Source organism: Rhizobium ruizarguesonis (assembly GCF_017357285.1).
In the GTDB taxonomy this organism is placed as follows: Bacteria; Pseudomonadota; Alphaproteobacteria; order Rhizobiales; family Rhizobiaceae; genus Rhizobium; species Rhizobium ruizarguesonis.
On sequence record NZ_CP071678.1, the window covers coordinates 894,843 to 917,395 of the forward strand.

The following is a 22,553-nucleotide window of genomic DNA, read 5'->3' on the forward strand; positions in this document are numbered from 1 at the left end:
TAATCGATTTAAAAAAGCCAGTGTGCAGTGCAATGAATCTCTCAGGAACCGGTTTTAGAGCGAATTTCCGGAAGAGGAAATCCGCAATCGGACTAAAACTTGTCGCGAAGTGCAAACCACGACAAGGCGAGGAAAAGCAACGGTGCGCGCATGCGGGCCCCGCCGGGAAAGGCGGGAATATCGAGCGATGTGAACAGGTCGAGATCGCCGGATTTTCCAAGCACCGTTTCCGCATAGAGCTTGCCACAGTAGTTTGACAGCATGACGCCATGGCCGGAATAACCGCCGATCGAGATGACGCCGGGCATGACCTCGCGCACGAAAGGCTGGCGAGGCAGGGTGATACCAACGCTGCCGCCCCAGGCATGGGTGATCTCGATTTCCTTCAGATCAGGATAGATCTCGGCGATCTGCCGGCGGATGTGCTGCGAAATGTCCCGCGGATTGTCCGACGTATAGGCTTCACGCCCGCCGAACAGCAGGCGTCCGTCGCCGAATTTGCGGAAATAGCGCACGACGAAACGCGAATCGGCCACGGCCTCGCCCCCCGGCAGCACATCGGGATGCCCGTCGAGCGGCGCCGTGGCGCCGATGAAGGAGCGGATCGGCATGACATGGCTTGCCGTTACCGGCTCCAGATTGCCGATATAGCCGTTGCAGGCGATCAGCGCGCGCTCGGCGGTGATCGTCCCGCTTTCGGTTTCGATCGTCACTTTGCCGCCGCCCTGGCGGATCGCCGTTGCCCTGGTCATCTCGAAGATTTCAGCACCGGCATTGGCAGCGACCCGCGCCAGCCCCACCAGCAGCTTCAGTGGATGAATGTGGCCAGTGCCGACATCGCGCACGCCGCAATGGAAACGCTTCGAGCCGAGCCTCTCCTGCGTTTCCTTCTCGTCCATGAAGCGCAGATGCGGATAGTCGTAGCGGAAGGCGGCGATCTCGGCATTTTCGTAATAGGCGCGCTTGTAGCTCGCCTTGTGTGCGACGTTGAGCTGGCCGGGCACATAGTCGATCTCGATCTGATGCTCGCGGGCGAAATCGATGAGATGGCGTTTGGCCGCCTCGGCAAGATCGAACAGCGCCTTCGAGCGTTCGTAGCCGATCTTCTCCTCGAGTTCTTCCGGCCACCATCGCTGACCAGTGCCGAGTTGACCGCCATTGCGCCCGGACGCCCCGTCGCCGAAGCGGCAGGCCTCGATCAGCACCACTGAAACGCCCGCTTTGGCAAGATTATAGGCGGCCTGCAGGCCGGTATAACCGCCGCCGACGATGGCGACGTCGCATGTTCTCGAGCCGTCGAGAGCGGCATAGGTGGGCCGCTCCCCGACAGTTGCCTGATACCAGGACAGCCCGGGCGCGATCGGGCTCTGCCATGTCTCCTGCGATGCCATGATAGTCCCTCACACGTTGAGCAGAAGGAATTCCCGCTCCCAAGGGCTGATCACCTGCATGAAGGTTTCGAACTCGCCGCGCTTGACGCCGGCATAAAGGCCGATGAACTGCTTGCCGAACATCTCCTCGAAGGCGGGTTCGTCCTCGAGCAGCGCCACGGCTTCCAGCAGGCCGCGCGGCAGGTCGATCGAGCCCTCATTGGCCGAATCCTCGGTCGGCGCCGTCGGCTCGATCTCGTTCATGATCCCGAGCAGGCCGGAGGCGAGCGAGGCGGCGAGTGCGAGATAGGGGTTGGCGTCCGAGCTCGGCAGCCGGTTTTCCACACGCCGCGCTTGCGGATCGGAAACCGGCACGCGGAAAGCCGTCGTCCGGTTGTCGTAGCCCCAGGCATTGTTGACCGGGCAGGACATATCGGGCTGCAGGCGCCGGTAGGAATTCACGTAGGGTGCAAGCATCGCCATCGCGCTTGGCACGAATTTCTGCATGCCGCCGATGAAATGGAAAAATTCCTTCGAGGCCGATCCGTCGGCATTGGAGAAGATGTTCTTGCCCGTCTCGATATTGACCACCGACTGATGGATATGCATCGCCGAACCCGGCTGGCCCTGCATCGGCTTGGCCATGAAAGTCGCGTAGATGTCGTGCTTCAGCGCCGCCTCGCGGATCGTCCGCTTGAACAGGAACACCTGGTCGGCAAGTTCGATCGGATTGCCGTGGCGCAGGTTGATCTCGAGCTGCGCCGGTCCCTCTTCGTGGATCAGCGTATCGATCTCCAGCCCCTGTTTCTCCGAGAAATGATAGACGTCGTCGATCAACTCGTCGAATTCATTGATACCGGCGATCGAATAGCCCTGGCCGCCGAGGATCGAGCGGCCGGATCGGCCTTTGGGCGGGTGTAGCGGATAGTCGGGATCGTCGTTCTTGGCGACCAGGTAGAATTCGATTTCGGGCGCGACGATCGGTTTCCAGCCGCGTTCGTGATAGAGGCTCATGATGCGCTTCAGCACGTTGCGCGGCGTATAGGGCACTTCACCGCCGTCCGAATCGACGATGTCGCAGATCACCTGCGCCGTCGGGTCGGTTTCCCAGGGCACGACCGAAAGCGTCGAAAGGTCGGGCATCAGCTTCAGGTCGCTGTCGCGCGGCTCGTATCGGAAGCTCTCCGTCTCGTCTGGATATTCGCCCGAAATTGTGTGCCGGTAGATCGCTGACGGCAGCGCCAGCGACGTGTTCGAGGTGAATTTCGAGCTCGGCATCATTTTGCCGCGCGCAACGCCGGCAAGGTCCGGTGTGATGCATTCGATGTCTTCAATGCCCCTGTCCCTCAGCCACCGCGCTGCTTCCTTCCAGTTCGCAACGCCGCGCAGGGATCCGGGCTCCGGGGGAGTTTTTTTCGAGGCGGGTACGTTTCTGGCAGGCTTCAGCGTCGTCTTTTTTGGGGACATGACACACCGGTTTGCGTTGATCGTGGCGCCATCATAACCAGACTTTGCCAATTGGCGAGGGGTGGCAAACGTTGACTTTCGCCCTTTGATGGAAAAAGAAGACGTGATTTTGATCGGGGAAACGGGTTTGCAGCGCAAAAGCGACGTCATCGTCATCGGCGCCGGGGCGGCGGGCATGATGGCGGCCATCCGCGCGGGAAAACGCGGCCGCTCGGTCGTGGTCCTCGACCATGCCAGGGCGCCTGGCGAGAAGATCCGCATATCCGGCGGCGGCCGCTGCAATTTCACCAATATCCATGCCGGACCGAAGAATTTCCTCTCCGCCAACCCGCATTTCTGCAAGTCGGCGCTCGCCCGTTTCACGCCCGCCGATTTCATCGCCATGGTCGACCAGCATGGCATTGCCTGGCACGAGAAGACGCTCGGCCAGCTTTTCTGCGACGATAGCGCCAAAGACATCATCCGCATGCTGCTGGCTGAGATGCGCATGGCAGGCGCAGTACTGCATCTTGGCACCGAGATATCAGGTGTCGAGAAGACCGAAGCCGGCTTCCGGGTATCGACGAGCGAAGGCCATTATGAAGCATCATCGCTGATCGTCGCCGCCGGCGGCAAGTCGATCCCGAAGATGGGCGCCACCGGCTTTGCCTATCGCCTCGCTGAGCAGTTCGGCTTGCCCGTGCTCGAAACCCGACCCGGCCTCGTGCCGCTGACGCTCGATCCCGGCCTGCTCGAGAGCATCGCCCCGCTCGCCGGCATCGCCGCCCCAGCCGAAATTCGCCATAGCAGGACCGGCTTCCGCGAAGCGCTGCTGTTCACCCATCGCGGGCTGAGCGGCCCGGCCATCCTGCAGATTTCCTCCTATTGGCGCGAGGGTGACGAGATCGTGGTCGCCATCGAACCGGATATCGATATTGCGGCGCATTTGAAGACGGCAAGACAGCTCAATGGCCGCCAGTCGCCGCAGACAGCCCTTGGCGACATCCTGCCGAAGCGGCTGGCACAGTTTCTCGTTGAACGCGAAAAGATCTCCGGCAACATGGCCGACCTGCCTGACAAGGCGCTGCTGCGTCTTGCTGCCAGCGCCCAGAATTGGGCGGTCAAACCGTCCGGCTCGGAAGGTTATCGCACCGCCGAAGTGACGCTCGGCGGTATCGACACGGCAGCGCTCGATTCCCGCAGCATGGAAGCAAAAGCCGTGTCCGGCCTTTATTTCATCGGCGAGTGCGTCGATGTCACCGGTTGGCTCGGCGGCTATAATTTCCAATGGGCCTGGGCTTCCGGTTTTGCCGCCGGTGAATGCGCCTAGAGGTGAATGCACTTGGAAAAGCCGATTCAAGACTTTTTAATAGAGGTGCGCCATCCTGTCTCAATTGGCGGTTTGTAAGGTCGTTCCTAAATTAAGCTTTACCGGCAAGCCGATTTGTTGGATTGTTGTTGTGTCAGAGAGAAGTGAGGTTTCGACCATGAACAGAAACACACGACGCGCCCGCGCCATCGCAATTGCAGAGGCAAAGCCGAACGCCCGGATGGTCGCCCTGCGTTATCTTATGCTCGCCGCCGGCGCCACCGCCGCCGCCCTCACGCTGCTGCTCTCGCACTTCATCTGATCCCGTCCGCAGACCTGGAACGAATGTTGCGACATGCCAATTGTCGCACCGCGGCGTCGCGGCCCATAATTTGCAACTATTTCACTGCCTTGGCTTAACCCGCCATAACCGCTTATCCGAAAATTAATATCTAATCTGACACAATTGCTCGCGAATATTTGGGCATCTCCAAGTTGTTTGGACATGAACTGGCAATGACTGCCGCCTGGCCTCCGGGTTCCCCAATGTAATCAAGAATAGCTCGATGTGCACCCGGCTGGCGCCATGTGGCTGCCTGCGGGAGGAGTGGTGTATGAAAGGCCCGGAACGCCATGTTGATTGACAAGATTCTTTCCCGCTTCAGGATCAAGACGAAAGTCCTGATCTTCGTTCTGCCTTTCGTCGTCACCATTTCGGCGGTGGGCCTGACGGGCCTCTACGCTTCGGGACTTCTGCAGGGCCGCATGGAAATATCCAACAGCGTGCTGCAGTCGCTGAGCGGCTTCAAGGATCTCTATGGCTCGATGGATGATTTCCTGCGCGTCACCAGCCCTGAGGCGCGCGACAAGCTGCTCGCGGATCTGAAGACCCAGCAAGGCGTGCTCGACCAGACGCTGAACCAGGTCGGTGAAGAGGCCGCCGGTCGCGACAGCCTTGCGGAGGCATCGCGCCGCACCAAGGACATTTCGGGCGTCGTCGACAAGCTCTGGGCGTTGCACGAGCAGGAGCAGGCATTGCATGAGCAGATCGACGCAGCGCAGAAGAGCGTGATCAGCACCCGCTTCACCGTGTCCTACCAGGCCGAGGAATTGCAGAGCACCGTCCAGAGCGACGAGAGCGCCGCCACCAGCACCCTACGCACGGCCGACCGCTTGCTGAAAGGCGGCGATTTTCTTGGCACCGTTGCCAGCGGCTTCAGCAAGCCGCAGACACCGCAGGACAAGATCGCCTTCATCAACGAACAGATGCCGGAGATCATCAAATCGCAGCGTCTGATCGCCATCTCGGTTCCGACCAATCAGAAGAATGTCATCGACGCGCTGGCTGCGACCATCGACGGCATCAAGACGATCGTCCAGACGCCCAATCCGACCGACGAGACCGCCACCGAACTCGGCCGTCTCGTTTCGCGCTTCCGCCAGACCTCGACCTATACGCAGCTGACCGCCACGCAGAAAATGCGTGACGCGACCCAGGAATTCGCCGCGCTCGACGGCCGGATTGCCCAGGCCAACTCGGTCTTGCAGGATACGAGGCGCCTGGAAAATTCCGTCTATTCGCTGCAGATCGTTCTTTCCGACTTTCTCGCCGACTCCAACAAGGAAAATCTCGTGCGTCTGCAGCAGCAGGCCGGCACGCTCGGCAAGGACATGCAGGTGCTGATCACCAGCGCCAAGGGCATGGGCTTTGCCGAAGGCATATCCGGCGCGATCCAGCCGGCGCTCGACATCATCTCCGGCGGCGGCTCGAAGATCGTCGATACGATCGGCGAGCGCGTCACCGCCTATGCCGCGGCCCGCCAGGAGCTCGACCAGATCTGGAAAAAGCTGACCGATTTCGCCGAACTGCAGAAGCAGACGGCTGGCACCGAGCGCACCCAGGCAAACAGCATCTCCGTCATGACCACCGGTCTCGGCATCCTGCTGTCGATCCTCGGCGGCATTGCCCTGGTGCTGACGCTGCAGCGCCCGATCAGCCATATCACCGCCGCCATGCGCGGCATCGCCGAAGGCGCGCTGGACACCAGCATCTCCGGCGAGCAGCGTCACGATGAAATCGGCGACATCGCCCGCGCACTCGGCATCTTCAAGGAAAACGCCATCTCGAAGATCCGCATCGAGGAGCAGAGCGACGAGGAACGCGCCGCCGCCGAACACGAGCGTCAGCGCAACGACGCCGAAAAACGTGAGATGGATCGTCAGATCGAATTTGCGGTCAATGCGCTCGCCGCCGGCCTCGAACGCATGTCGCAGGGCGATATCTCGACGACGATCGAAACGCCCTTCATCGGCCGTCTCGAACAGCTGCGCCAGGATTTCAACGGTTCGATGATGCGCCTGCAGGCGACGATGAGCCAGATCCGCGACAATGTCGAACTGATCCAGGGCAACGGCAACCAGATGGCCCAGTCGGCCGAGGACCTCTCCAAGCGCACTGAACAGCAGGCTGCCTCGCTCGAAGAGACCGCGGCCGCCGTCGATGAAATCACCGTCACGGTCCGTTCGTCGGCCGAACGCGCCAAGGATGCCGACCAGATCGTCCGCCAGGCCAAGCGCAGCGCCGATGATTCCGCCGTCGTCGTCAGCAATGCGATCGACGCAATGGGCCGCATCGAGGATGCCTCGCGCCAGATCGAGCAGATCATCGGCGTCATCGATGAGATCGCCTTCCAGACCAACCTCCTGGCGCTCAACGCCGGCATCGAGGCAGCGCGCGCCGGCGAAGCCGGCAAGGGCTTCGCGGTGGTTGCGATGGAGGTCCGCGAACTGGCCCAGCGTTCCGCCGCCGCGGCACAGGAGATCAAGGGGCTGATCAACAAGTCGACCAACGAGGTCAATTCCGGCTCGCAATTCGTGCAGGAGACCGGCACGGTGCTCGCCAAGATCAGCGCCCAGATCGTCACGATCAGCCAGCATGTCGAGATGATTGCCCGCGCCAGCCACGACCAGTCCAACGCGCTGCAGAGCGTCAATGCGACGGTCAACCAGATGGACCAGATGACGCAGCAAAACGCCGCCATGGTGGAGGAAACAACCGCCGCCAGCCGCGAGCTGGCCGACGAGGCCGATTCGCTGCGCCGGCTCATCCAGCAGTTCAAGATCGACGGCGAAGCCACCGGTGCGCCGGTCTACCGCGCCGCCTGATCGTCGATCGATCCGTCTTCATGCGAACGGCCCCGGACTTACCGGGGCCGTTTCTATTTATTCTGCAAAACAGCGCCTCGATTGAGAAGATTTGAACGATGGAAGAATAGGTCGAATGCCCGGCCGCCTATCACGCCGGGATCATCGGAAAACGCTTGCAAACCAAGCGATCAATATCTCCGACAGCCATGATTTGCGGAGAATCTTCCTTAACGCTTTTAGTCTAATTTAACCTTGGTTTATCTCCCGGGGGTCTCGATGCTGCGCCTTTTCTCTACGTCGATCGTACGCCAGATCGTTGCGATCACGCTGTTTCTGCTGGCGATCAGCACGGCCGCCATCGTCGGCGTGACCTATTACAATCTGAGCCATCAGGTCATGGACGGGGCCGTCTCCGACGCGAAGGACGCCGCCCGTGCGATGGCTGTCCTCTACGGTGCAGCTGATCAGGCTGCAAAGATCGAGCTGAAGGACAATCAGCTTTCCGCCGTCACCGAAGACGCCATTCCGGCCCTTGCCGATCATTCGCTGGTCGATCGCACCGCGCAGTCGATCGCCGGTGTCGCAACCATCTTCCAAAAGCAGGGCGGCGACTACGTCCGCATATCCACAAACGTCAAGAAGGAAAACGGCGACCGCGCCGTCGGCACCAAGCTGGTCGCCGAGCACCCCGCCCAGCCGGTTCTCGCCAGGGGTGAAGCCTATTATGGACCGGCGGAGCTTTTCGGCCGCAAGTTCATGACCGGTTATTTCCCGATCAAGAACGCCTCCAACGCCAATGTCGGCATTCTCTTCATCGGCATTCCGATGGAGCTCTATTACCAGCGCATGTATGAGCTGCAGATGCTGGTTCTCGGCGTCGGCGCCATCGTCATGCTGATCGTCGGCGTTCTCGCCTTCTATGCGATCCGCCTGTCGGTGAAGCCTTTGCAGGCGCTGACGACCAGCGTCCACTCGATTTCCGCGGGCGATCTCGAAGGAGCGATCCCCTGTATCGAAAAGAAGAACGAGTTCGGCGATATCGGCCGGGCTCTGGCGCTATTCCGCGACAGCGCCCGCGCAAGGCGCGATCTGGAAACCCAGGCTGCCGAACAGCGCGCCTTGAGCGATGCCGAACGCGCCAGGAACGATGCCGACAAGCGCTCGCTCGACGGCCAGATCGACTTTGCCGTCAACCAGCTTGCTGCCGGCCTCGGGCGCCTGTCCCAGGGCGACGTCTCGCAGACGATCGGCACGCCTTTCGTCGGTCGGTTGGAGCAGTTGCGCGTCGATTTCAACGCTTCGCTTTTGCGGCTCCAGGATACGCTGTCCGGCATCCGCGACAGCGCCTCGAGCATCCAGCGCAACAGCGGCGCCGTCTCTGCCTCTGCCGGCGAACTTTCGAAGCGCACCGAGGCGCAGGCGGCGAGCCTTGAGGAGACCGCGGCCGCGGTGGAGGAGATCACCGTGACGGTTCGTTCTTCCGCCGAGCGTGCCCGGGAAGCCAACAATGTCGTGGCCGCGACCAAGAAGACCGCCGACAATTCCGGCGCCGTCGTCGGCGATGCCGTCTCCGCCATGGAGCGTATCGAACAGGCTTCGCAGCGCATCGAGCAAATCATCGAGGTGATCGACGACATCGCCTTCCAGACCAATCTTCTGGCGCTGAACGCCGGCATCGAGGCGGCACGCGCCGGCGAGGCGGGCAAGGGTTTTGCCGTCGTCGCCCAGGAAGTCCGCGAACTCGCCCAGCGTTCGGCCGATGCGGCGCGCGAGATCAAGTCGCTGATCGAGACATCGAGCCGGGAAGTGACGGCAGGTTCCGAACTGGTCCAGAAGACCGGCAGCGTCCTTGCCTCGATCAGCCAGGAGATCATCGCGATCAGCGGTCATGTCGAGACCATCGCCACCGCCAGCCGCGATCAGTCGGCCGCGCTGCAGGAGGTCAACGGTTCGGTCAACGCCATGGACCAGATGACCCAGAAGAACGCATCGATGGTTGCCGAGACGACGCAGGCAAGCCGCCTGCTTGCCGGCGAGGCCGACACGCTGATGGCGCTGATCGAGCGGTTCCGCATCGTCGCAGAATCGGCACCGGCTCATCTCGGAGCAAGAAGAGCCGCCTGAACCGCGCAGCCGCAGCCGCTGCGGGATTGCGCCGCGGCCTTGTGGCGCCTTCCTAGATTGAGGTCGAGCGATGTCAGCCAGGCGATAAAGCCAATGAGGCTATTGTTTCCGAACTCGGCATAGAATCTGTCCTCTTCCGCCTTGCCGCCGCTTCGCTGGGGATGGTGCCGATAGCCGATAGTGCCTGCGATGGTGATCATGTCGATCATGGCAATGTCCTTTCCTATGTCAGACCATCAGCTGATCTAGGCATCGAATTTCTCTTTATAAACGGGGAAAATCCCGCTATGTTTTTCATCGATGAAAAACGCGAGTTGGGACTCCTATCAACTTTTCCTGCAGGTGGCCCGGCTCGGCGGGCTGACGGGGGCAAGCACCGTAAGCGGGCTCAGTCCTGCGACCGTCGGCCGGCGCATGCTCGATCTCGAGCAGGAGATCGGCCGCGCATTGTTCTCGCGCAGCCAGACCGGATACCGTCTAACGCAGGATGGCCAGGCGCTGCTCGATCACCTTCAGGAGATGGAGGCCGCCGCCCGCAAGGTGGCGGCGTGGCGGCAATCCGGCGAGGGCGGTACGACAGTCAGGGTCGCCGCCGGCACCTGGCTCGCCTGGCTGCTGACGGAGAATTTCGCCGCAATCCGCATGCCGGGCGATGCCTTCGCCATTTCGCTCACCATCGGCGAGGCGCGGGCAAGCCTTGCCTATCGCGAGAGCGATATCGGTATTCGCGCCTTCGAGCCAGATGAGGCCAATCTCGCCGCACGTCAACTCGGAGAGGTGGCCTATGCCGTCTATATCAGACGCAACGCCGCCGAGACCGACGAGCGCTGGATTGCAGTCGCCGAGGAGGAGGCGATATCGGCCTATCTGCGCTGGCCGCACGCCCATGCCGCAACAGGGATCGTCGCCACCGTCAATCGGCCGCGTTCGCTGCCGGATCTGGTGCGCGCCGGCGCAGGCAAGACCGTGCTTCCCTGTTTCGTCGGCGATCTCCATCCTGAATTGCAGCGGCTGGGCGGCGAGTTGCCGGAGTTGCGCCACCGGCAATGGATCGTCATGAATGCCGAGGACCGCCATCGCCCGGAGATCCGCACGGTCGCCGACCGCATGACCAAGCTCATCAAAAGTTATGCCGATCTCTTCGCCGGAAAACGACCGAGTCGAGGCTAAAGCATGTCGCCCAGACCTGCGCAGCGGTTTTGGCGCCACGACATGCATCAAATAGAAACCTAAAGCGCCGCGCACCGGATAGGTCGCGCGGCGATTGAGGAAGCGGGCCGACTTCACCGGCCCGCCACCGGTCGGCTTTTCGTCAATGCCGATTGGTGACGACGACCGGAATCAGCAGGTCGCCCCAGTGGCCGTCGCCGCCGTGATGACGGGCCGAGCGCACCAGTTCGACCGAGACGCCGGCCTCGACGGCTTTCATGACCGATTGGTTCAGCCGATGCAGGTCGTTGGCGAGCATGCGGATCGTCGTCTGCTGATCCTCGCTCATGCTGCTTGCCTGTTCCTCGGCCCGTTCTCTGACGCGTGTAATGGATGCCATGATCTTCTCCTCCTCTTCGAGTTATTCCGCAGCCGGTTTGAACTGCGCATGTTCGGTCGAACCGTGCATCGCCGTGGTCGAAGACCGGCCGCCGGTGATGGCGAGCGACACGGCGTCGAAATAGCCGGTGCCGACCTCGCGTTGATGTTTGGTGGCGGTATAGCCATTGACCTCGGCGGCGAATTCCGCCTGCTGCAGCTCGGAATAGGCCGACATCTGCCGCTGCCGATATCCGCGCGCCAGTTCGTACATGCCGTAGTTCAGCTGGTGGAAGCCGGCGAGCGTGATGAACTGGAACTTGTAGCCCATCGCGCCGAGTTCGCGCTGGAACCGCGCAATCGTCGCCTCGTCGAGGTTCTTCTTCCAGTTGAAGGAAGGCGAGCAATTATAGGCGAGCAGCTTGGCGGGATGGACCTTGTGCACGCCTTCGGCAAAGCGCCGCGCCTGATCGAGGTCCGGCTTCGAGGTCTCGCACCAGATGAGATCGCAATGCGGCGCATAGGCGACGGCACGCGCGATGCAGGGCTCGATGCCGTTTCGCACCTGATAGAAACCTTCGACCGTACGGCCGGCATCATAGTCGACGAAGGGCTGGTCGCGCTCATCGATGTCTGACGTCAAGAGCTTTGCCGCCTCCGCGTCGGTGCGGGCGATGACGAGCGTCGCAACGCCCATGACGTCGGCGGCAAGCCGCGCGGCATCGAGATTGCGGATATGGGCGGCCGTCGGGATCAGCACTTTGCCGCCGAGATGGCCGCATTTCTTCTCCGAAGCGAGCTGGTCCTCGAAGTGAACGCCCGCGGCACCCGCCTCGATGTAGGCCTTCATGATTTCGAAGGCATTGAGCGGTCCGCCGAAGCCCGCTTCCGCATCGGCAACGATCGGCGCGAACCAGGTCTCGACGGAAAGCCCCTGGGCTTCCGCGGTCTCGATCTGATCGGCGCGCTGCAGCGTGCGGTTGATGCGTTTGGCAAGTTCCGGACCGGCATTGGCCGGATAGAGCGACTGGTCGGGATACATCGCCGATGCCGTGTTGGCGTCGGCCGCCACCTGCCAGCCAGAGAGATAGATCGCCTTCAGTCCGGCGCGCACCATCTGCATGGCCTGATTGCCGGAAAGCGCGCCGAGCGCATTGACGAAATCCTCCTGGTGGATGAGCCGCCACAACCGGTCCGCCCCCATTTCGGCCAGCGTATGGCGCGGCGCCACCGAGCCTCTGAGCCGCTGCACGTCCTCGGCCGAGTAAGGTCTCTCGATGCCATCGAAGCGACGTGCTGATGCGTTTGGAACAAGGTTGTAAAAATCCGTCATGCTGCTCTCCTCACTAAAAAGCCCGACAAAGGTGCTGCATGACAAGATTGACAATTTGCGCCGTTATGACCAGAAAAACCTTTGATTTCCTGCTCGGAAAGAGGTTAAGATGACGAGGATTGACAGAGCGGCGCTGTGAATTTGTAAAATTTTGTAAATACAGCGCTCCTTGCCTGTCAAAGGGTGTGACATGGCGGAACGAAAGATATTCGCAGGCCCGAAAGTCAGGCGCATCCGCAATGCGCTGGCGCTGACGCAGACCGCCATGGCCGAGGCGCTTGAAATATCGCCTTCCTACCTGAACCTGATCGAGCGCAACCAGCGGCCGCTGACGGTGCAGCTCCTTCTCAAGCTTGCAAGCGTCTATAGGGTCGATCTGGAGGAGTTGCGGGGGCAGACCGGCGGCAGTCTCGACCAGCTCAAGGAGATCTTTGCCGATCCGCTGCTGTCGGGCGAGTTGCCGGGTGATCAGGAATTGGTGGAGGTGGCCGAGGCAGCACCCAATGCCGCGAGCGGCATGATCAAGCTCTACCGCGCCTATCGCGAGCAGGCGGCAAGGCTGTCCGATCTGACGGCGCTGATGGCCGCCGAAGGGCATGCGCCCGTCGCCGCCGGCCGGTTGCCGCTGGACGAGGTGCGCGAGGCGCTGGAACGCAGGTCTGGTTATTTCGGACGGATCGAGACGGCGGCGGAAGCCTTTGCCGCAACGCTGCCCTGGGGTGTCGATCTTGCCGCCGGGCTGAAGGATTGGCTGCGCTCCGAGCGCGGCATCGCGGTGCGAGTCCTGCCCGTTCATGTGATGCCGGATCTGCGCCGCCGTTTCGATCGCCATTCGATGCGGCTTTTCATCTCGGAGCGCCTGTCACAGGCCGACCGTGCGCATGAGATATCAATCGAGGCTGCGACTCTCGCTTTGCTGCCGGCAATCGATGCCGAGCTCGCCGATCTCTCGCTCTCCTCCGCCGAGGCACGCCGCATCGCCCGCTTCGAGCTTGCCCGCATCGCCGCGCTGGCGCTCACAATGCCCTATGAAGCCTTTCTGTCAGCGGCCAAGGCAACGCGCTACGATATCGATATTCTGCGTGCACGCTTCGGCGTCTCCTTCGGCCACGCCGCCGCGCGCCTTGCCATGCTGCAGCGCCCGGGCGCGGCCGCCATCCCTTTCTTCCTGATCGAGATCGATGCCGCGGGCCACCGGCTGCGCAGGGCAGGCGCCCAAGGCTTTCCGCAGGCCCGTTTCGGCGGCGGCTGTCCGAAGCTCAATATCCACGCCGCTTTCCTGCAGCCGGGCCAGATCCTCGCCGAAACGGTGGTCATGCCCGACGGCGCATCCTTCCTGACGGTCGCCCGCACCCTGGAGGGACCGAGCGTCGAATTCGGCGAAAGGGTCAGGCGCACCGCGATCCTGATCGGCTGCGACGCTGCCCTTGGCGAGGGTGTGGTCTATGGGCAGGCGATGGCGCTCGATCCGGTCGCGATCGGTCCGGCCTGTCGGCTTTGCGAGCGGCGCGGCTGCCTTTCCCGGGCCGAGCCGCCGGTGACGAGACCGCTCGGGCTCGATGAGATGGTGGCCGGGCTCAGCGCCTTCGATTTCCAGTGATTGTGAAATCATTGAGGGCGCAGGATTTTGCGCTTGTGGGCTGTGAAATTCCTTCTTAGTCTGCGTGGAAAACCAGAGGGAAAAGATGTCCGGGGGTGCGGAATCTTTGAACAAACAGGAGAAGTCATGAGGTCAACCATCCTATGCGTGACGGCCGCCGCCGTTACCGCACTCCTTACTGCCGTGCCGGCCTTTGCGCAGGAGCGCGTGGTCAACGTCTACAACTGGTCGGATTATATCGACAGTTCCATCCTCGAGGATTTCACCAAGGAAACCGGCATCAAGGTCGTCTACGACACCTTCGATTCCAACGAGACGCTGGAAACCAAGCTCTTGGCCGGCGGTTCGGGGTATGACGTCGTCGTCCCCACGGTATCCTTCATGCAGCGCCAGATCGCCGCCGGCGTCTACCAGAAACTCGACAAGTCGAAGCTGCCGAACCTGGTCAATATGTGGGACGTCATCATGAAGGGCGTGGCGTCCTTCGACCCCGGCAATGAATACAGCGTCGACTACATGTGGGGCACGACGGGCATCGGCTATAATGTCGACAAGGTCAAGGCTGCCCTCGGCACCGACGACAAGCCCAATTGGGACGCGTTGTTCGATCCGGCGAAAGCGGCGAAACTCAAGGATTGCGGCATCTATATGCTGGATTCCCCGACCGACGTCGTGCCCTCGGTACTCGCCTATCTCGGGCTCAATCCGAACAGCACCGATCCCACCGATCTCAAGAAGGCGCAGGAGGTTCTCACGACCGTTCGCCCCTTCGTCCGCAAGTTCCATTCGTCCGAATATATCAGCGCGCTGGCGAACGGCGATATCTGCATCGCGCTCGGTTATTCCGGCGACATGTTCCAGGCCCGCGACCGTGCCGCGGAAGCCAATGCCGGCGTAAAGGTCGATTATTCGGTGCCGTCGCAGGGAGCCCAGATCTTCTTCGACGTCTTCGGCATTCCCAAGGATGCGCCGCATGTCGCCGAAGCCCATGAATTCATCAACTACATGATGAAGCCGGAAGTGATCGCCAAGGCCTCGAACTTCGTCTTCTACGCCAACGGCAACAAGGCGTCGCAGCAGTTCCTCGACAAGGAGGTCCTCGACGATACGGCGATCTACCCGACGCCCGAGGTGATGGCGAAACTCTTTACCGTTCCGCCGCTCGATCCGAAGACCCAGCGGATCGTGACGCGGCTATGGACCACCGTGGTCACCGGCCAATGATTTGATAGTGGCCCGGACGGAAACGTCCGGGCCTTTTTTTGACGATTCCGGTCGGGTGAAGCCGGGAACAAAAGCCGAGAACAAAAGAAAATAATGTATTTTCGGGGAACAATATGAAGTCTCTAGGCAATATTCGCCGCTCTTTCGCACCTTGGACCGATCCCTCCGCCAAGCCCTTTATTTCAATCAAGAACGTCACCAAGCGTTTCGGCGATTTCACTGCCGTCGATAACCTGTCGCTCGATATCTATCACCGTGAATTCTTCGCGCTGCTCGGCGCCTCCGGCTGCGGCAAGTCGACGCTTCTGCGCATGCTCGCCGGTTTCGAGCAGCCGACCTCGGGCGAAATCGTGCTCGACGGCACCGACATGGCCGGCACGCCGCCCTATCGGCGCCCCGTCAACATGATGTTCCAGTCCTATGCGCTTTTCCCGCACATGACGGTCGAGAAGAACATCGCTTTCGGCCTGAGACAGGACGGCATGGCAAAGGACGAGATGACTGACCGCGTCTTGCAGATGTTGAAGCTCGTCAAGCTGGAGCAATTTGCATCCCGCAAGCCGAACCAGCTTTCCGGCGGCCAGCGCCAGCGCGTGGCGTTGGCCCGCTCGCTCGCCAAGCGCCCCAAGGTGCTGCTGCTCGACGAACCGCTCGGCGCGCTCGACAAGAAGCTGCGCGAGGAAACCCAGTTCGAGCTGATGGACCTGCAGCAGAACCTCGGCCTCACCTTCGTCGTCGTCACCCACGATCAGGAAGAGGCGATGACCATGGCCGACCGTATCGCAGTCATGAGCCACGGCAAGGTCGTGCAGGTGGCGACCCCGGCCGAGATCTACGAGGCGCCGAATTGCCGTTTCGTCGCGGATTTCATCGGCGACGTGAACATCTTCGATGGCAAGGTCGCCTCATCGGGCAACGGCACCGTCGAGATATCAGTCGATAGCGGCTTCAGCGTGCGTGTCGCCGCCGCCGAGACACCCTCGGCAGGCAGCGCCGTCGGCTTCGCCATCCGGCCGGAAAAGATGCGGGTCGGGCGCACGCCTCCCGCCAACGCTTCGGTCAACGCTGCCAAGGGCGAACTCTGGGATATCGCCTATCTCGGCGACATGACCGTCTTCCATGTGAAATTGCAGAGCGGCAAGGTCGTCAAGGCCTCCTCCCTCAACGCGCAGCGCTCCGTCGACGACCCCTTCACCTATGATCAGGACGTCTGGGTCTCCTTCGACGAAAACGCCGGCGTGTTGCTGAAGGATTAACATCATGGGCAAGTTCACGTCCGGCCTCTACAATCGCCTCGTCATCGTCATCCCTTACGCTTGGCTGCTGCTCTTCTTCCTGGCACCCTTCTTCATCGTCTTCCGCATTTCGATGTCGACGACGGCGATCGCCATGCCGCCCTATGAGCCCGTCTTCACCTTCGCCGACGGCTGGGCTGGCCTCTTAAGCAAGCTCAGTGAACTCTCCTTCGACAATTACACCTACCTCACCGACGACCCGCTCTATTTCAATGCCTATGTGTCGAGCGTGGTGATCGCCGCGATCTCAACCTTCCTGACGCTGCTGATCGCCTATCCGATCGCCTACGGCATGGCGCAGGCGCCGCGTGGCCTGCGCCCGACGCTGGTGATGCTGGTGATCCTGCCCTTCTGGACGAGCTTTCTGATCCGCGTTTACGCCTGGATCGCCATCCTGAAGCCGGAGGGCCTGTTCAACCAGCTGCTGCTGTCGCTGCACCTCATCGACACGCCGCTGATCATCCTCAACACCAATACCGCCGTCTATATCGGCATCGTCTATTCCTATCTGCCCTTCATGGTGCTGCCGCTTTATTCGGCGCTCGAGAAGATGGACGGCACGCTGATCGAGGCCGCGCAGGATCTCGGCTGCCCGCCGATCACCGCCTTCTGGCGCGTCACCTTCCCGCTGTCGATCCCCGGCGTGGTGGCCGGCTGCATGCTGGTCTTCATCCCGGCCGTCGGCGAATTCGTCATTCCCGATCTGCTCGGTGGGTCGCAGACGCTGATGATCGGCAAGACGCTGTGGAACGAATTCAACTCCAACCGCGACTGGCCGGTTTCCTCGGCGGTGGCGACCATCCTGTTGCTGATCCTGGTCATCCCGATCGTCTTCTTCCAGAATGTCCAGGCTAAAGCCGAAGAGCGGGGGAAATAAGCCATGTTGAAATGGACCCGCTTCAACATCCTCTCCGTCACCCTCGGCTTCGCCTTCCTCTATCTGCCGATCGTGCTTCTCGTCATTTTCTCCTTCAACGAATCCAAGCTCGTGACCGTCTGGGGAGGCTTCTCGACGAAATGGTATGTCTCGTTGATGAGCAATCAGGCCTTGCTTGACGCTGCCTGGGTAACGCTGCGCGTCGGGCTGCTGTCGGCAACCTTGGCAACCATCCTCGGCACGATGGCGGCGCTGACATTGGTGCGCTACACCCGCTTTCGCGGTCGCATGCTGTTTTCGGGCATGGTCTATGCCCCCCTCGTCATGCCGGAGGTCATCACCGGCCTGTCATTGCTGCTGCTCTTCGTCGCGATCGGTCTCGACCGCGGCTTCTGGACGATCACGCTTGCGCATACGACGCTGACCATGTGCTTCGTTGCCGTCGTCGTGCAGTCGCGCCTGCTGAGTTTCGATCATTCGATCGAGGAAGCGGCCCAGGATCTCGGCGCGCCGCCGGTGCGCACTTTCTTCGAAATCACCCTGCCGATCATCGCGCCCGCCGTCGCCTCCGGCTGGATCCTTGCCTTCACCCTGTCGCTCGACGATCTGGTGATTGCGAGCTTCACGTCGGGACCTGGCGCCACCACGCTGCCGATGAGGATTTATAGCCAGGTGCGCCTCGGCGTGACGCCCGAGATCAACGCGGTGTGCACGATCCTGATCGGCATCGTCGCGGTTGGCGTCATCTGCGCCTCGATCATCACCAAGCGCCGCGAAACGCAGCGCCAGAGGGACGAGCGCGCCGCCGCGGCCGGCGCATGAGGTCTAAAGCGCGTGCTCCTCGCGCTTTATGTCTCTATTTTACGCATGTCGTTATCGCAAAACCGCTGCACACTTTTGCGCGACATGCTTCATTGCGCGTGAGGTGTATTGCCGAAAAGCGGAACCGGCGAGATCACCGGGTTCGGCCATGAACCGCCGATGAAGAACGGCAGAAGCGGCAGCTCCGCGGCCTTGGCCGGATCGGTTGCCTCCAGCGATCCGGAAAGCGCCAGCCCGTTCGACTGATAGGTGATGACGCCGGAAAGCGTCAGTGTCTGCGTGGCGCCGGCGATATGGGCGTCGTGCATCTCGGCGGTGCCGTTGGCGAAATCGGCCTGAAGGTTCAGCTGGTTGAAGGCGAAGGCGCCGCCTGCTGCCGCGCTCAGCGGAAAGAACGGCTTGTCGGCCGCCTGCGTCCGGAGTGCAGCGGCATCGATGCCGGGAATCGTGCCTTCGCCCGTCCAGAAGTGCAGCTTGCCGGTGACGTCGGCAAGACCGGTCGTCCAGATCGCCTTTGGCGACTGCAGGTCGAGATCGAGCGATCCTGTTGCTAGCGGCAGCGGACCCTTCAGCGCGAGGCGCTCGGCAAGGGCTGCGAAGTCGGCATTGCGAATCGACAGCTGCAGCTTCCCGCCGCCGTCGAAGTCGCGCTGCGTCGCTTCCAGATGTGCGGTCATCTCGCCGCCCTCGAACTGGCTGTCGCCAATATCGAATTTCGCCTCGCCGCCGGCAACGATCATGCTGGCGCCAACGTCGGAAAGCTCGAAGAGCCCCATCTGGGCGCGCCGCGCCGAAAGCCTGACGTCGACATCGAGCGCTTGCAGCGGCCCGCCTATGCCGGCGGAGATTTCCTCTGCCTCGCCGGCGGCGAGCCTCAGCGCGAAGGCGTCGAGGAAGGGCTTGAGGTTCATCTGGTCGAAGGCGAGCGTGCCGCCGATTTTCGGTCGTTTGCCGGGTTGAGTGAAAAGGTCCATCACCCCGGTGGCGCTCGCTTCGTTCAACGAGAGACTGAGATTGTTAAAGCGCAGCCCGTTGCCCGACGACATGATGTCGGATTCCAGCGAAGCGCTCTTCAGCGTTGCGATACCGGGGATCGACTTGCCCGACCATGTCAGCAGCGCCGGCACATCGGGAATGCTGGCGGTGATATTGCCGGAAAGGGCCGAAAGGCTGGCGATGCTGGCAATCCCCTGAAAGTGCGCCGTCAAAAGGTTTGATGTGAGCGACGTCCGTGTCTCGGCATTCCTGCCGGCAAAGGCGAGCAGCGGCTGGCGTGAGGCGAAATCGACCTTCAAATCCTCGCCGTTGATGCGGGCGATGACGACCGCCGAGATCGCGCCGGAAAGTCTCGGCCAGGCGATATCTGCGGTGACGCTGCCGAAATGATAGGCCTTGGCGGTCTTGACGTCGGTGACCACAAGCGTGCCGTCCTCGACGGTCACTGCGCCGATCTCGGCATCGAGATCAGGATCGAGCACCTCAGCGCCGTTTTCGTAGCGTACGCCGCTGATCGCGCGTGCGAGCAGGCCGGCATAACTCCAGTCGATCAGGCCTTTCTCGTCGCGCGTCAGCGCCAGGTTGGGGCGCACCAAATGGAATTCGTGGAAGCTCGTCCGGCCTCGCAACGCATCGATGAGGCTGAAATCGGCAGACAGGCTTTCAATGCTGCCGAGCAGCTTATCGCCACTTTCGCGCGGCTGGCGGATGGTGATCTGGTTCAGCGTGATGCGCGGTGTCGGCCAGAATTCGAGAACCGGACTACCCTTGATCTCGGCATGGTAGCCCGTCCATTTCGACAGCGCGTCCTCGATGCCGGAGCGCACGAAGCCGGTCGAAATGAGATAGGGCGCGGCAACCCTGAGCGCCACGAAAAGCGCCAGCGCGATCAGCAGGAATACCGTCGACAGGCGGGCGAAGGCCGGAAGCCAGCGCGAAACGGGTCCGATCTTCCTGCGCCACCTGCGATGTCTTGACGTGCTCATGATCTCCGCCGGCAAATTCAGCCGGTCATCCCGTTATGCGCTGATTTCGCCGGATATAGGAAATATCAGGCATATGCAAATCCCCTACAGCGCCGCGCGTCTTTTCAGACGCGCAAAGGACGCTGTAGCACTTTCAATTGAATAGTTGGAGCATGATGTCGTCCGAAAATCGCTCACACTTTTCGACATCATACTCTAGGCGTCGGATCGCGTCGGTTCCACGCTTTATAATGCAATGCAGCATGATATAAGGACGGCATTGGGGAGGAGGATTGAATGCAGGATAACAGACCACTTTGGGTGCCCTCGGAGGATGCCATTGCAAAGAGCCCGATCCATGCCTTCATGGAGCGCTGCAATGCCGACTTCGGGCTTTCTCTTTCGGGCTTTGAGGATCTGCATGCATGGTCGGTGGCCGAGCGGGAGAACTTCTGGTCGACCGTCTGGGATTTTTGCGGCGTGCAGGGGGAGCGTGGCGCAGAGGTGCTTGCCAATGGCGACCGCATGCTGGAAGCCCGCTTCTTTCCTGATGCGACGCTGAACTTCGCCGAGAACCTGCTGTCTGGCCGCGGTGACGGCGATGCGATCATCTTCCGCGGCGAGGACAAGGCCGAGGACCGCTGGTCGTGGGACCGGCTGCGCGCGCTGGTCTCGAAGCTGCAGCAGGCCTTTGTAGCACTCGGCATCGGCAAGGGCGACCGCGTCGCCGCGATGATGCCGAATATGCCGGAGACCGTCGCCGCCATGCTCGCCGCCGCCTCGGTCGGCGCCATCTGGTCGTCGTGTTCGCCTGATTTCGGCGAGCAGGGTGTGCTCGACCGCTTCGGCCAGATTGAGCCAAGGCTGTTCATCGCCTGCGATGCCTATTGGTATTCCGGCAAGCTGCAGGATGTCGGCGCCAAGGTCGCTGCGGTCGCAAAAAGCCTGGATGTCCCGACGATCATCGTCCATTACGCCGGCGATGCCGAGGCGGTGGCGCTCAAGACCCCGGGGGCTTTAACGCTCGAAGCCTTTGTCGCGCCCTACGAGGCAAGGGAGGTCGAGTTCACACGGCTCGGTTTTTCGCACCCGCTTTACATCCTCTTTTCATCGGGCACCACGGGCGTGCCGAAGTGCATTGTGCATTCGGCCGGCGGAACGCTGCTGCAGCATCTGAAGGAGCAGCGGCTGCATTGCGGCCTGGAGGCGGGCGAGAAGCTGTTTTACTTTACCACCTGCGGCTGGATGATGTGGAACTGGCTGGTCAGCGGCCTTGCCAGCGGCGCAACGCTCTGCCTGTTCGACGGCTCGCCCTTCGCACCCGACGGCAACGTGCTGTTCGACTATGCCCAGGCCGAAAAATTCGCCATCTTCGGCACCTCGGCGAAATATATCGATGCGGTGCGCAAGGGCGGGCTGACGCCGCGTGAGAGCCACGATCTCTCCAGCCTCCGGCTGATGACCTCGACCGGCTCGCCGCTGTCGCCTGAGGGGTTCACCTTCGTCTATGAGGGCATCAAGAAGGATGTACAGCTCGCCTCGATCTCAGGGGGCACCGACATCGTTTCCTGCTTCGTGCTCGGCAATCCGCTGCAGCCGGTCTGGCGCGGTGAGATCCAGGGGGCCGGCCTCGGCCTTGCGGTCGACGTCTGGAGTGATGATGGCAAACCGGTGCGCGGGGAGAAGGGTGAACTCGTCTGCACCAAGGCCTTCCCGTCGATGCCGGTGATGTTCTGGAACGATCCCGATGGCGCCAAATATCGCGCCGCCTATTTCGACCGGTTCGACAATGTCTGGTGCCACGGCGATTTCGCCGAATGGACGGAGCATGGCGGCCTTGTCATCCACGGCCGTTCGGATGCGACGCTCAATCCCGGCGGCGTGCGCATCGGCACGGCCGAGATCTACAATCAGGTAGAGCAGATGGAGGAGGTGGCCGAGGCGCTGTGCATCGGCCAGGAGTGGGACGACGACGTGCGTGTCATCCTCTTCGTTCGCCTTGCCCCCGATGTGACGCTGACGGAGGATCTCGTCAAGGCGATCAAGACGCGTGTCCGCACCGGCGCCTCGCCACGGCACGTGCCGGCGAAGATCATCGCGGTTGCCGACATTCCCCGAACCAAATCCGGCAAGATCGTCGAGCTTGCTGTGCGGGAGGTCGTTCACGGCCGGCCGGTGAAGAACCAGGAAGCGCTTGCCAATCCTGAGGCGCTGCGGCTCTTCGCCGGGCTAAGCGAACTGAAGGATTGACCGCGATCGTAGATTACAAGCTTTCACCCTTTATCAATATCCTGTCATGGAAACCTTTCGTTAAGAAAGGTTTGTCAAATGTGAAGCTATCTTGGGGGCCGCACATGAACGAGGCGGCCTGAGGCCTTTTGGCCTCCGAAACATGACGTTGATTCACCGAGCTCTTGTTGAACAGCACCAAATTCAAGGCAGCCTTTGGCTGCCTTTTCTTTATGGCGCTTACACCGCAGCAGGTCTCTGTTATGCGCGCAAAGGACGCTGTAACACT

At 61.6% G+C, this 22,553-nt stretch carries 17 protein-coding genes; 11 read left to right on the forward strand and 6 right to left on the reverse strand.

Annotated elements, in window-relative coordinates; genetic code table 11:
* Positions 1–92: 92 nt before the first annotated feature.
* Positions 93–1,391 carry an NAD(P)/FAD-dependent oxidoreductase gene (locus J3P73_RS04365; protein ID WP_130689350.1) on the reverse strand — a complete coding sequence of 433 codons (1,299 nt, stop codon included), beginning with the start codon at positions 1,389–1,391 and terminating at the stop codon, positions 93–95.
* 9 nt (positions 1,392–1,400) lie between these two features.
* Positions 1,401–2,837 (reverse strand): glutamine synthetase family protein, encoded by a 1,437-nt coding sequence (locus J3P73_RS04370; protein ID WP_018072608.1) that lies wholly within the window; start codon positions 2,835–2,837, stop codon positions 1,401–1,403.
* An 88-nt stretch (positions 2,838–2,925) separates the two neighbouring features.
* On the opposite strand from J3P73_RS04370, the gene J3P73_RS04375 reads away from it, so the two are divergent.
* The 4 genes from J3P73_RS04375 to J3P73_RS04390 all read left to right on the forward strand — a co-directional run bounded on the left by J3P73_RS04375 (position 2,926) and on the right by J3P73_RS04390 (position 9,396).
* Positions 2,926–4,146 (forward strand): BaiN/RdsA family NAD(P)/FAD-dependent oxidoreductase, encoded by a 1,221-nt coding sequence (locus J3P73_RS04375; RefSeq protein ID WP_018072609.1) that lies wholly within the window; start codon positions 2,926–2,928, stop codon positions 4,144–4,146.
* 157 nt (positions 4,147–4,303) lie between these two features.
* Positions 4,304–4,447, forward strand: coding sequence for a hypothetical protein (locus J3P73_RS04380; protein WP_018072610.1), 144 nt, complete (start codon positions 4,304–4,306; stop codon positions 4,445–4,447).
* A gap of 311 nt (positions 4,448–4,758) precedes the next feature.
* Positions 4,759–7,290, forward strand: coding sequence for a methyl-accepting chemotaxis protein (locus J3P73_RS04385; protein ID WP_018072611.1), 2,532 nt, complete (start codon positions 4,759–4,761; stop codon positions 7,288–7,290).
* A gap of 258 nt (positions 7,291–7,548) precedes the next feature.
* Positions 7,549–9,396: a methyl-accepting chemotaxis protein gene (locus J3P73_RS04390; protein WP_130685934.1), complete on the forward strand. Its 1,848-nt coding sequence runs from the start codon at positions 7,549–7,551 to the stop codon at positions 9,394–9,396.
* Here the strand turns inward: J3P73_RS04390 and J3P73_RS04395 are convergent.
* On the reverse strand, positions 9,369–9,605 hold the full coding sequence (locus tag J3P73_RS04395) for a hypothetical protein (protein ID WP_130723607.1): 237 nt from the start codon (positions 9,603–9,605) through the stop codon (positions 9,369–9,371). The two genes, J3P73_RS04390 and J3P73_RS04395, sit on opposite strands and share 28 nt — an antisense overlap.
* Before the next feature lie 91 nt (positions 9,606–9,696).
* Between J3P73_RS04395 and J3P73_RS04400 the strand changes: the two genes are divergently transcribed.
* On the forward strand, positions 9,697–10,566 hold the full coding sequence (locus J3P73_RS04400; RefSeq protein ID WP_130771122.1) for a LysR family transcriptional regulator: 870 nt from the start codon (positions 9,697–9,699) through the stop codon (positions 10,564–10,566).
* Between the two features lie 142 nt (positions 10,567–10,708).
* Here the strand turns inward: J3P73_RS04400 and J3P73_RS04405 are convergent, their stop codons facing one another.
* Both J3P73_RS04405 and aceA read right to left on the reverse strand, forming a co-directional pair.
* The gene (locus J3P73_RS04405) at positions 10,709–10,945 is read right to left on the reverse strand and encodes an SMc00767 family acetate metabolism repressor (RefSeq protein ID WP_003545603.1); all 237 of its coding nucleotides are present in this window, start codon (positions 10,943–10,945) and stop codon (positions 10,709–10,711) included.
* Between the two features lie 21 nt (positions 10,946–10,966).
* Positions 10,967–12,256 carry an isocitrate lyase gene (gene aceA, locus J3P73_RS04410; protein WP_130723609.1) on the reverse strand — a complete coding sequence of 430 codons (1,290 nt, stop codon included), beginning with the start codon at positions 12,254–12,256 and terminating at the stop codon, positions 10,967–10,969.
* Positions 12,257–12,446: 190 nt separating this feature from the next.
* Here aceA and J3P73_RS04415 point away from each other — a divergent pair, with 190 nt between their 5' ends.
* The 5 genes from J3P73_RS04415 (at position 12,447) to J3P73_RS04435 (ending at position 18,074) form a co-directional block, all read left to right on the forward strand.
* A complete protein-coding gene (locus J3P73_RS04415; protein WP_018072616.1) occupies positions 12,447–13,856 on the forward strand; it encodes a helix-turn-helix domain-containing protein in 1,410 nt (469 codons plus the stop codon).
* Positions 13,857–13,982: 126 nt separating this feature from the next.
* A complete protein-coding gene (locus J3P73_RS04420) occupies positions 13,983–15,080 on the forward strand; it encodes a polyamine ABC transporter substrate-binding protein (protein ID WP_018072617.1) in 1,098 nt (365 codons plus the stop codon).
* A gap of 113 nt (positions 15,081–15,193) precedes the next feature.
* On the forward strand, positions 15,194–16,336 hold the full coding sequence (locus tag J3P73_RS04425) for an ABC transporter ATP-binding protein (RefSeq protein WP_024320922.1): 1,143 nt from the start codon (positions 15,194–15,196) through the stop codon (positions 16,334–16,336).
* Between the two features lie 4 nt (positions 16,337–16,340).
* Positions 16,341–17,252: an ABC transporter permease subunit gene (locus J3P73_RS04430; RefSeq protein WP_024320921.1), complete on the forward strand. Its 912-nt coding sequence runs from the start codon at positions 16,341–16,343 to the stop codon at positions 17,250–17,252.
* 3 nt (positions 17,253–17,255) lie between these two features.
* Positions 17,256–18,074, forward strand: a complete 819-nt coding sequence (locus J3P73_RS04435) for an ABC transporter permease (protein ID WP_017967096.1) — start codon at positions 17,256–17,258, stop codon at positions 18,072–18,074.
* Positions 18,075–18,163: 89 nt separating this feature from the next.
* Here J3P73_RS04435 and J3P73_RS04440 read toward each other — a convergent pair whose 3' ends face one another.
* Positions 18,164–20,056, reverse strand: a complete 1,893-nt coding sequence (locus J3P73_RS04440) for an AsmA family protein (protein WP_024320920.1) — start codon at positions 20,054–20,056, stop codon at positions 18,164–18,166.
* A 276-nt stretch (positions 20,057–20,332) separates the two neighbouring features.
* On the opposite strand from J3P73_RS04440, the gene J3P73_RS04445 reads away from it, so the two are divergent.
* On the forward strand, positions 20,333–22,285 hold the full coding sequence (locus tag J3P73_RS04445; RefSeq protein ID WP_130716725.1) for an acetoacetate--CoA ligase: 1,953 nt from the start codon (positions 20,333–20,335) through the stop codon (positions 22,283–22,285).
* Positions 22,286–22,553 lie beyond the last annotated feature (268 nt).

Bases quoted from the DNA above. Each gene is read 5' to 3' on its own strand.
- J3P73_RS04365 (WP_130689350.1), bottom strand. From the start codon at position 1,391: ATGGCATCGCAGGAGACATGGCAGAGCCCGATCGCGCCCGGGCTGTCC.
- J3P73_RS04370 (WP_018072608.1), bottom strand. From the start codon at position 2,837: ATGTCCCCAAAAAAGACGACGCTGAAGCCTGCCAGAAACGTACCCGCC.
- J3P73_RS04375 (WP_018072609.1), top strand. From the start codon at position 2,926: ATGGAAAAAGAAGACGTGATTTTGATCGGGGAAACGGGTTTGCAGCGC.
- J3P73_RS04380 (WP_018072610.1), top strand. From the start codon at position 4,304: ATGAACAGAAACACACGACGCGCCCGCGCCATCGCAATTGCAGAGGCA.
- J3P73_RS04385 (WP_018072611.1), top strand. From the start codon at position 4,759: ATGTTGATTGACAAGATTCTTTCCCGCTTCAGGATCAAGACGAAAGTC.
- J3P73_RS04390 (WP_130685934.1), top strand. From the start codon at position 7,549: ATGCTGCGCCTTTTCTCTACGTCGATCGTACGCCAGATCGTTGCGATC.
- J3P73_RS04395 (WP_130723607.1), bottom strand. From the start codon at position 9,605: ATGATCGACATGATCACCATCGCAGGCACTATCGGCTATCGGCACCAT.
- J3P73_RS04400 (WP_130771122.1), top strand. From the start codon at position 9,697: ATGAAAAACGCGAGTTGGGACTCCTATCAACTTTTCCTGCAGGTGGCC.
- J3P73_RS04405 (WP_003545603.1), bottom strand. From the start codon at position 10,945: ATGGCATCCATTACACGCGTCAGAGAACGGGCCGAGGAACAGGCAAGC.
- aceA (WP_130723609.1), bottom strand. From the start codon at position 12,256: ATGACGGATTTTTACAACCTTGTTCCAAACGCATCAGCACGTCGCTTC.
- J3P73_RS04415 (WP_018072616.1), top strand. From the start codon at position 12,447: ATGGCGGAACGAAAGATATTCGCAGGCCCGAAAGTCAGGCGCATCCGC.
- J3P73_RS04420 (WP_018072617.1), top strand. From the start codon at position 13,983: ATGAGGTCAACCATCCTATGCGTGACGGCCGCCGCCGTTACCGCACTC.
- J3P73_RS04425 (WP_024320922.1), top strand. From the start codon at position 15,194: ATGAAGTCTCTAGGCAATATTCGCCGCTCTTTCGCACCTTGGACCGAT.
- J3P73_RS04430 (WP_024320921.1), top strand. From the start codon at position 16,341: ATGGGCAAGTTCACGTCCGGCCTCTACAATCGCCTCGTCATCGTCATC.
- J3P73_RS04435 (WP_017967096.1), top strand. From the start codon at position 17,256: ATGTTGAAATGGACCCGCTTCAACATCCTCTCCGTCACCCTCGGCTTC.
- J3P73_RS04440 (WP_024320920.1), bottom strand. From the start codon at position 20,056: ATGAGCACGTCAAGACATCGCAGGTGGCGCAGGAAGATCGGACCCGTT.
- J3P73_RS04445 (WP_130716725.1), top strand. From the start codon at position 20,333: ATGCAGGATAACAGACCACTTTGGGTGCCCTCGGAGGATGCCATTGCA.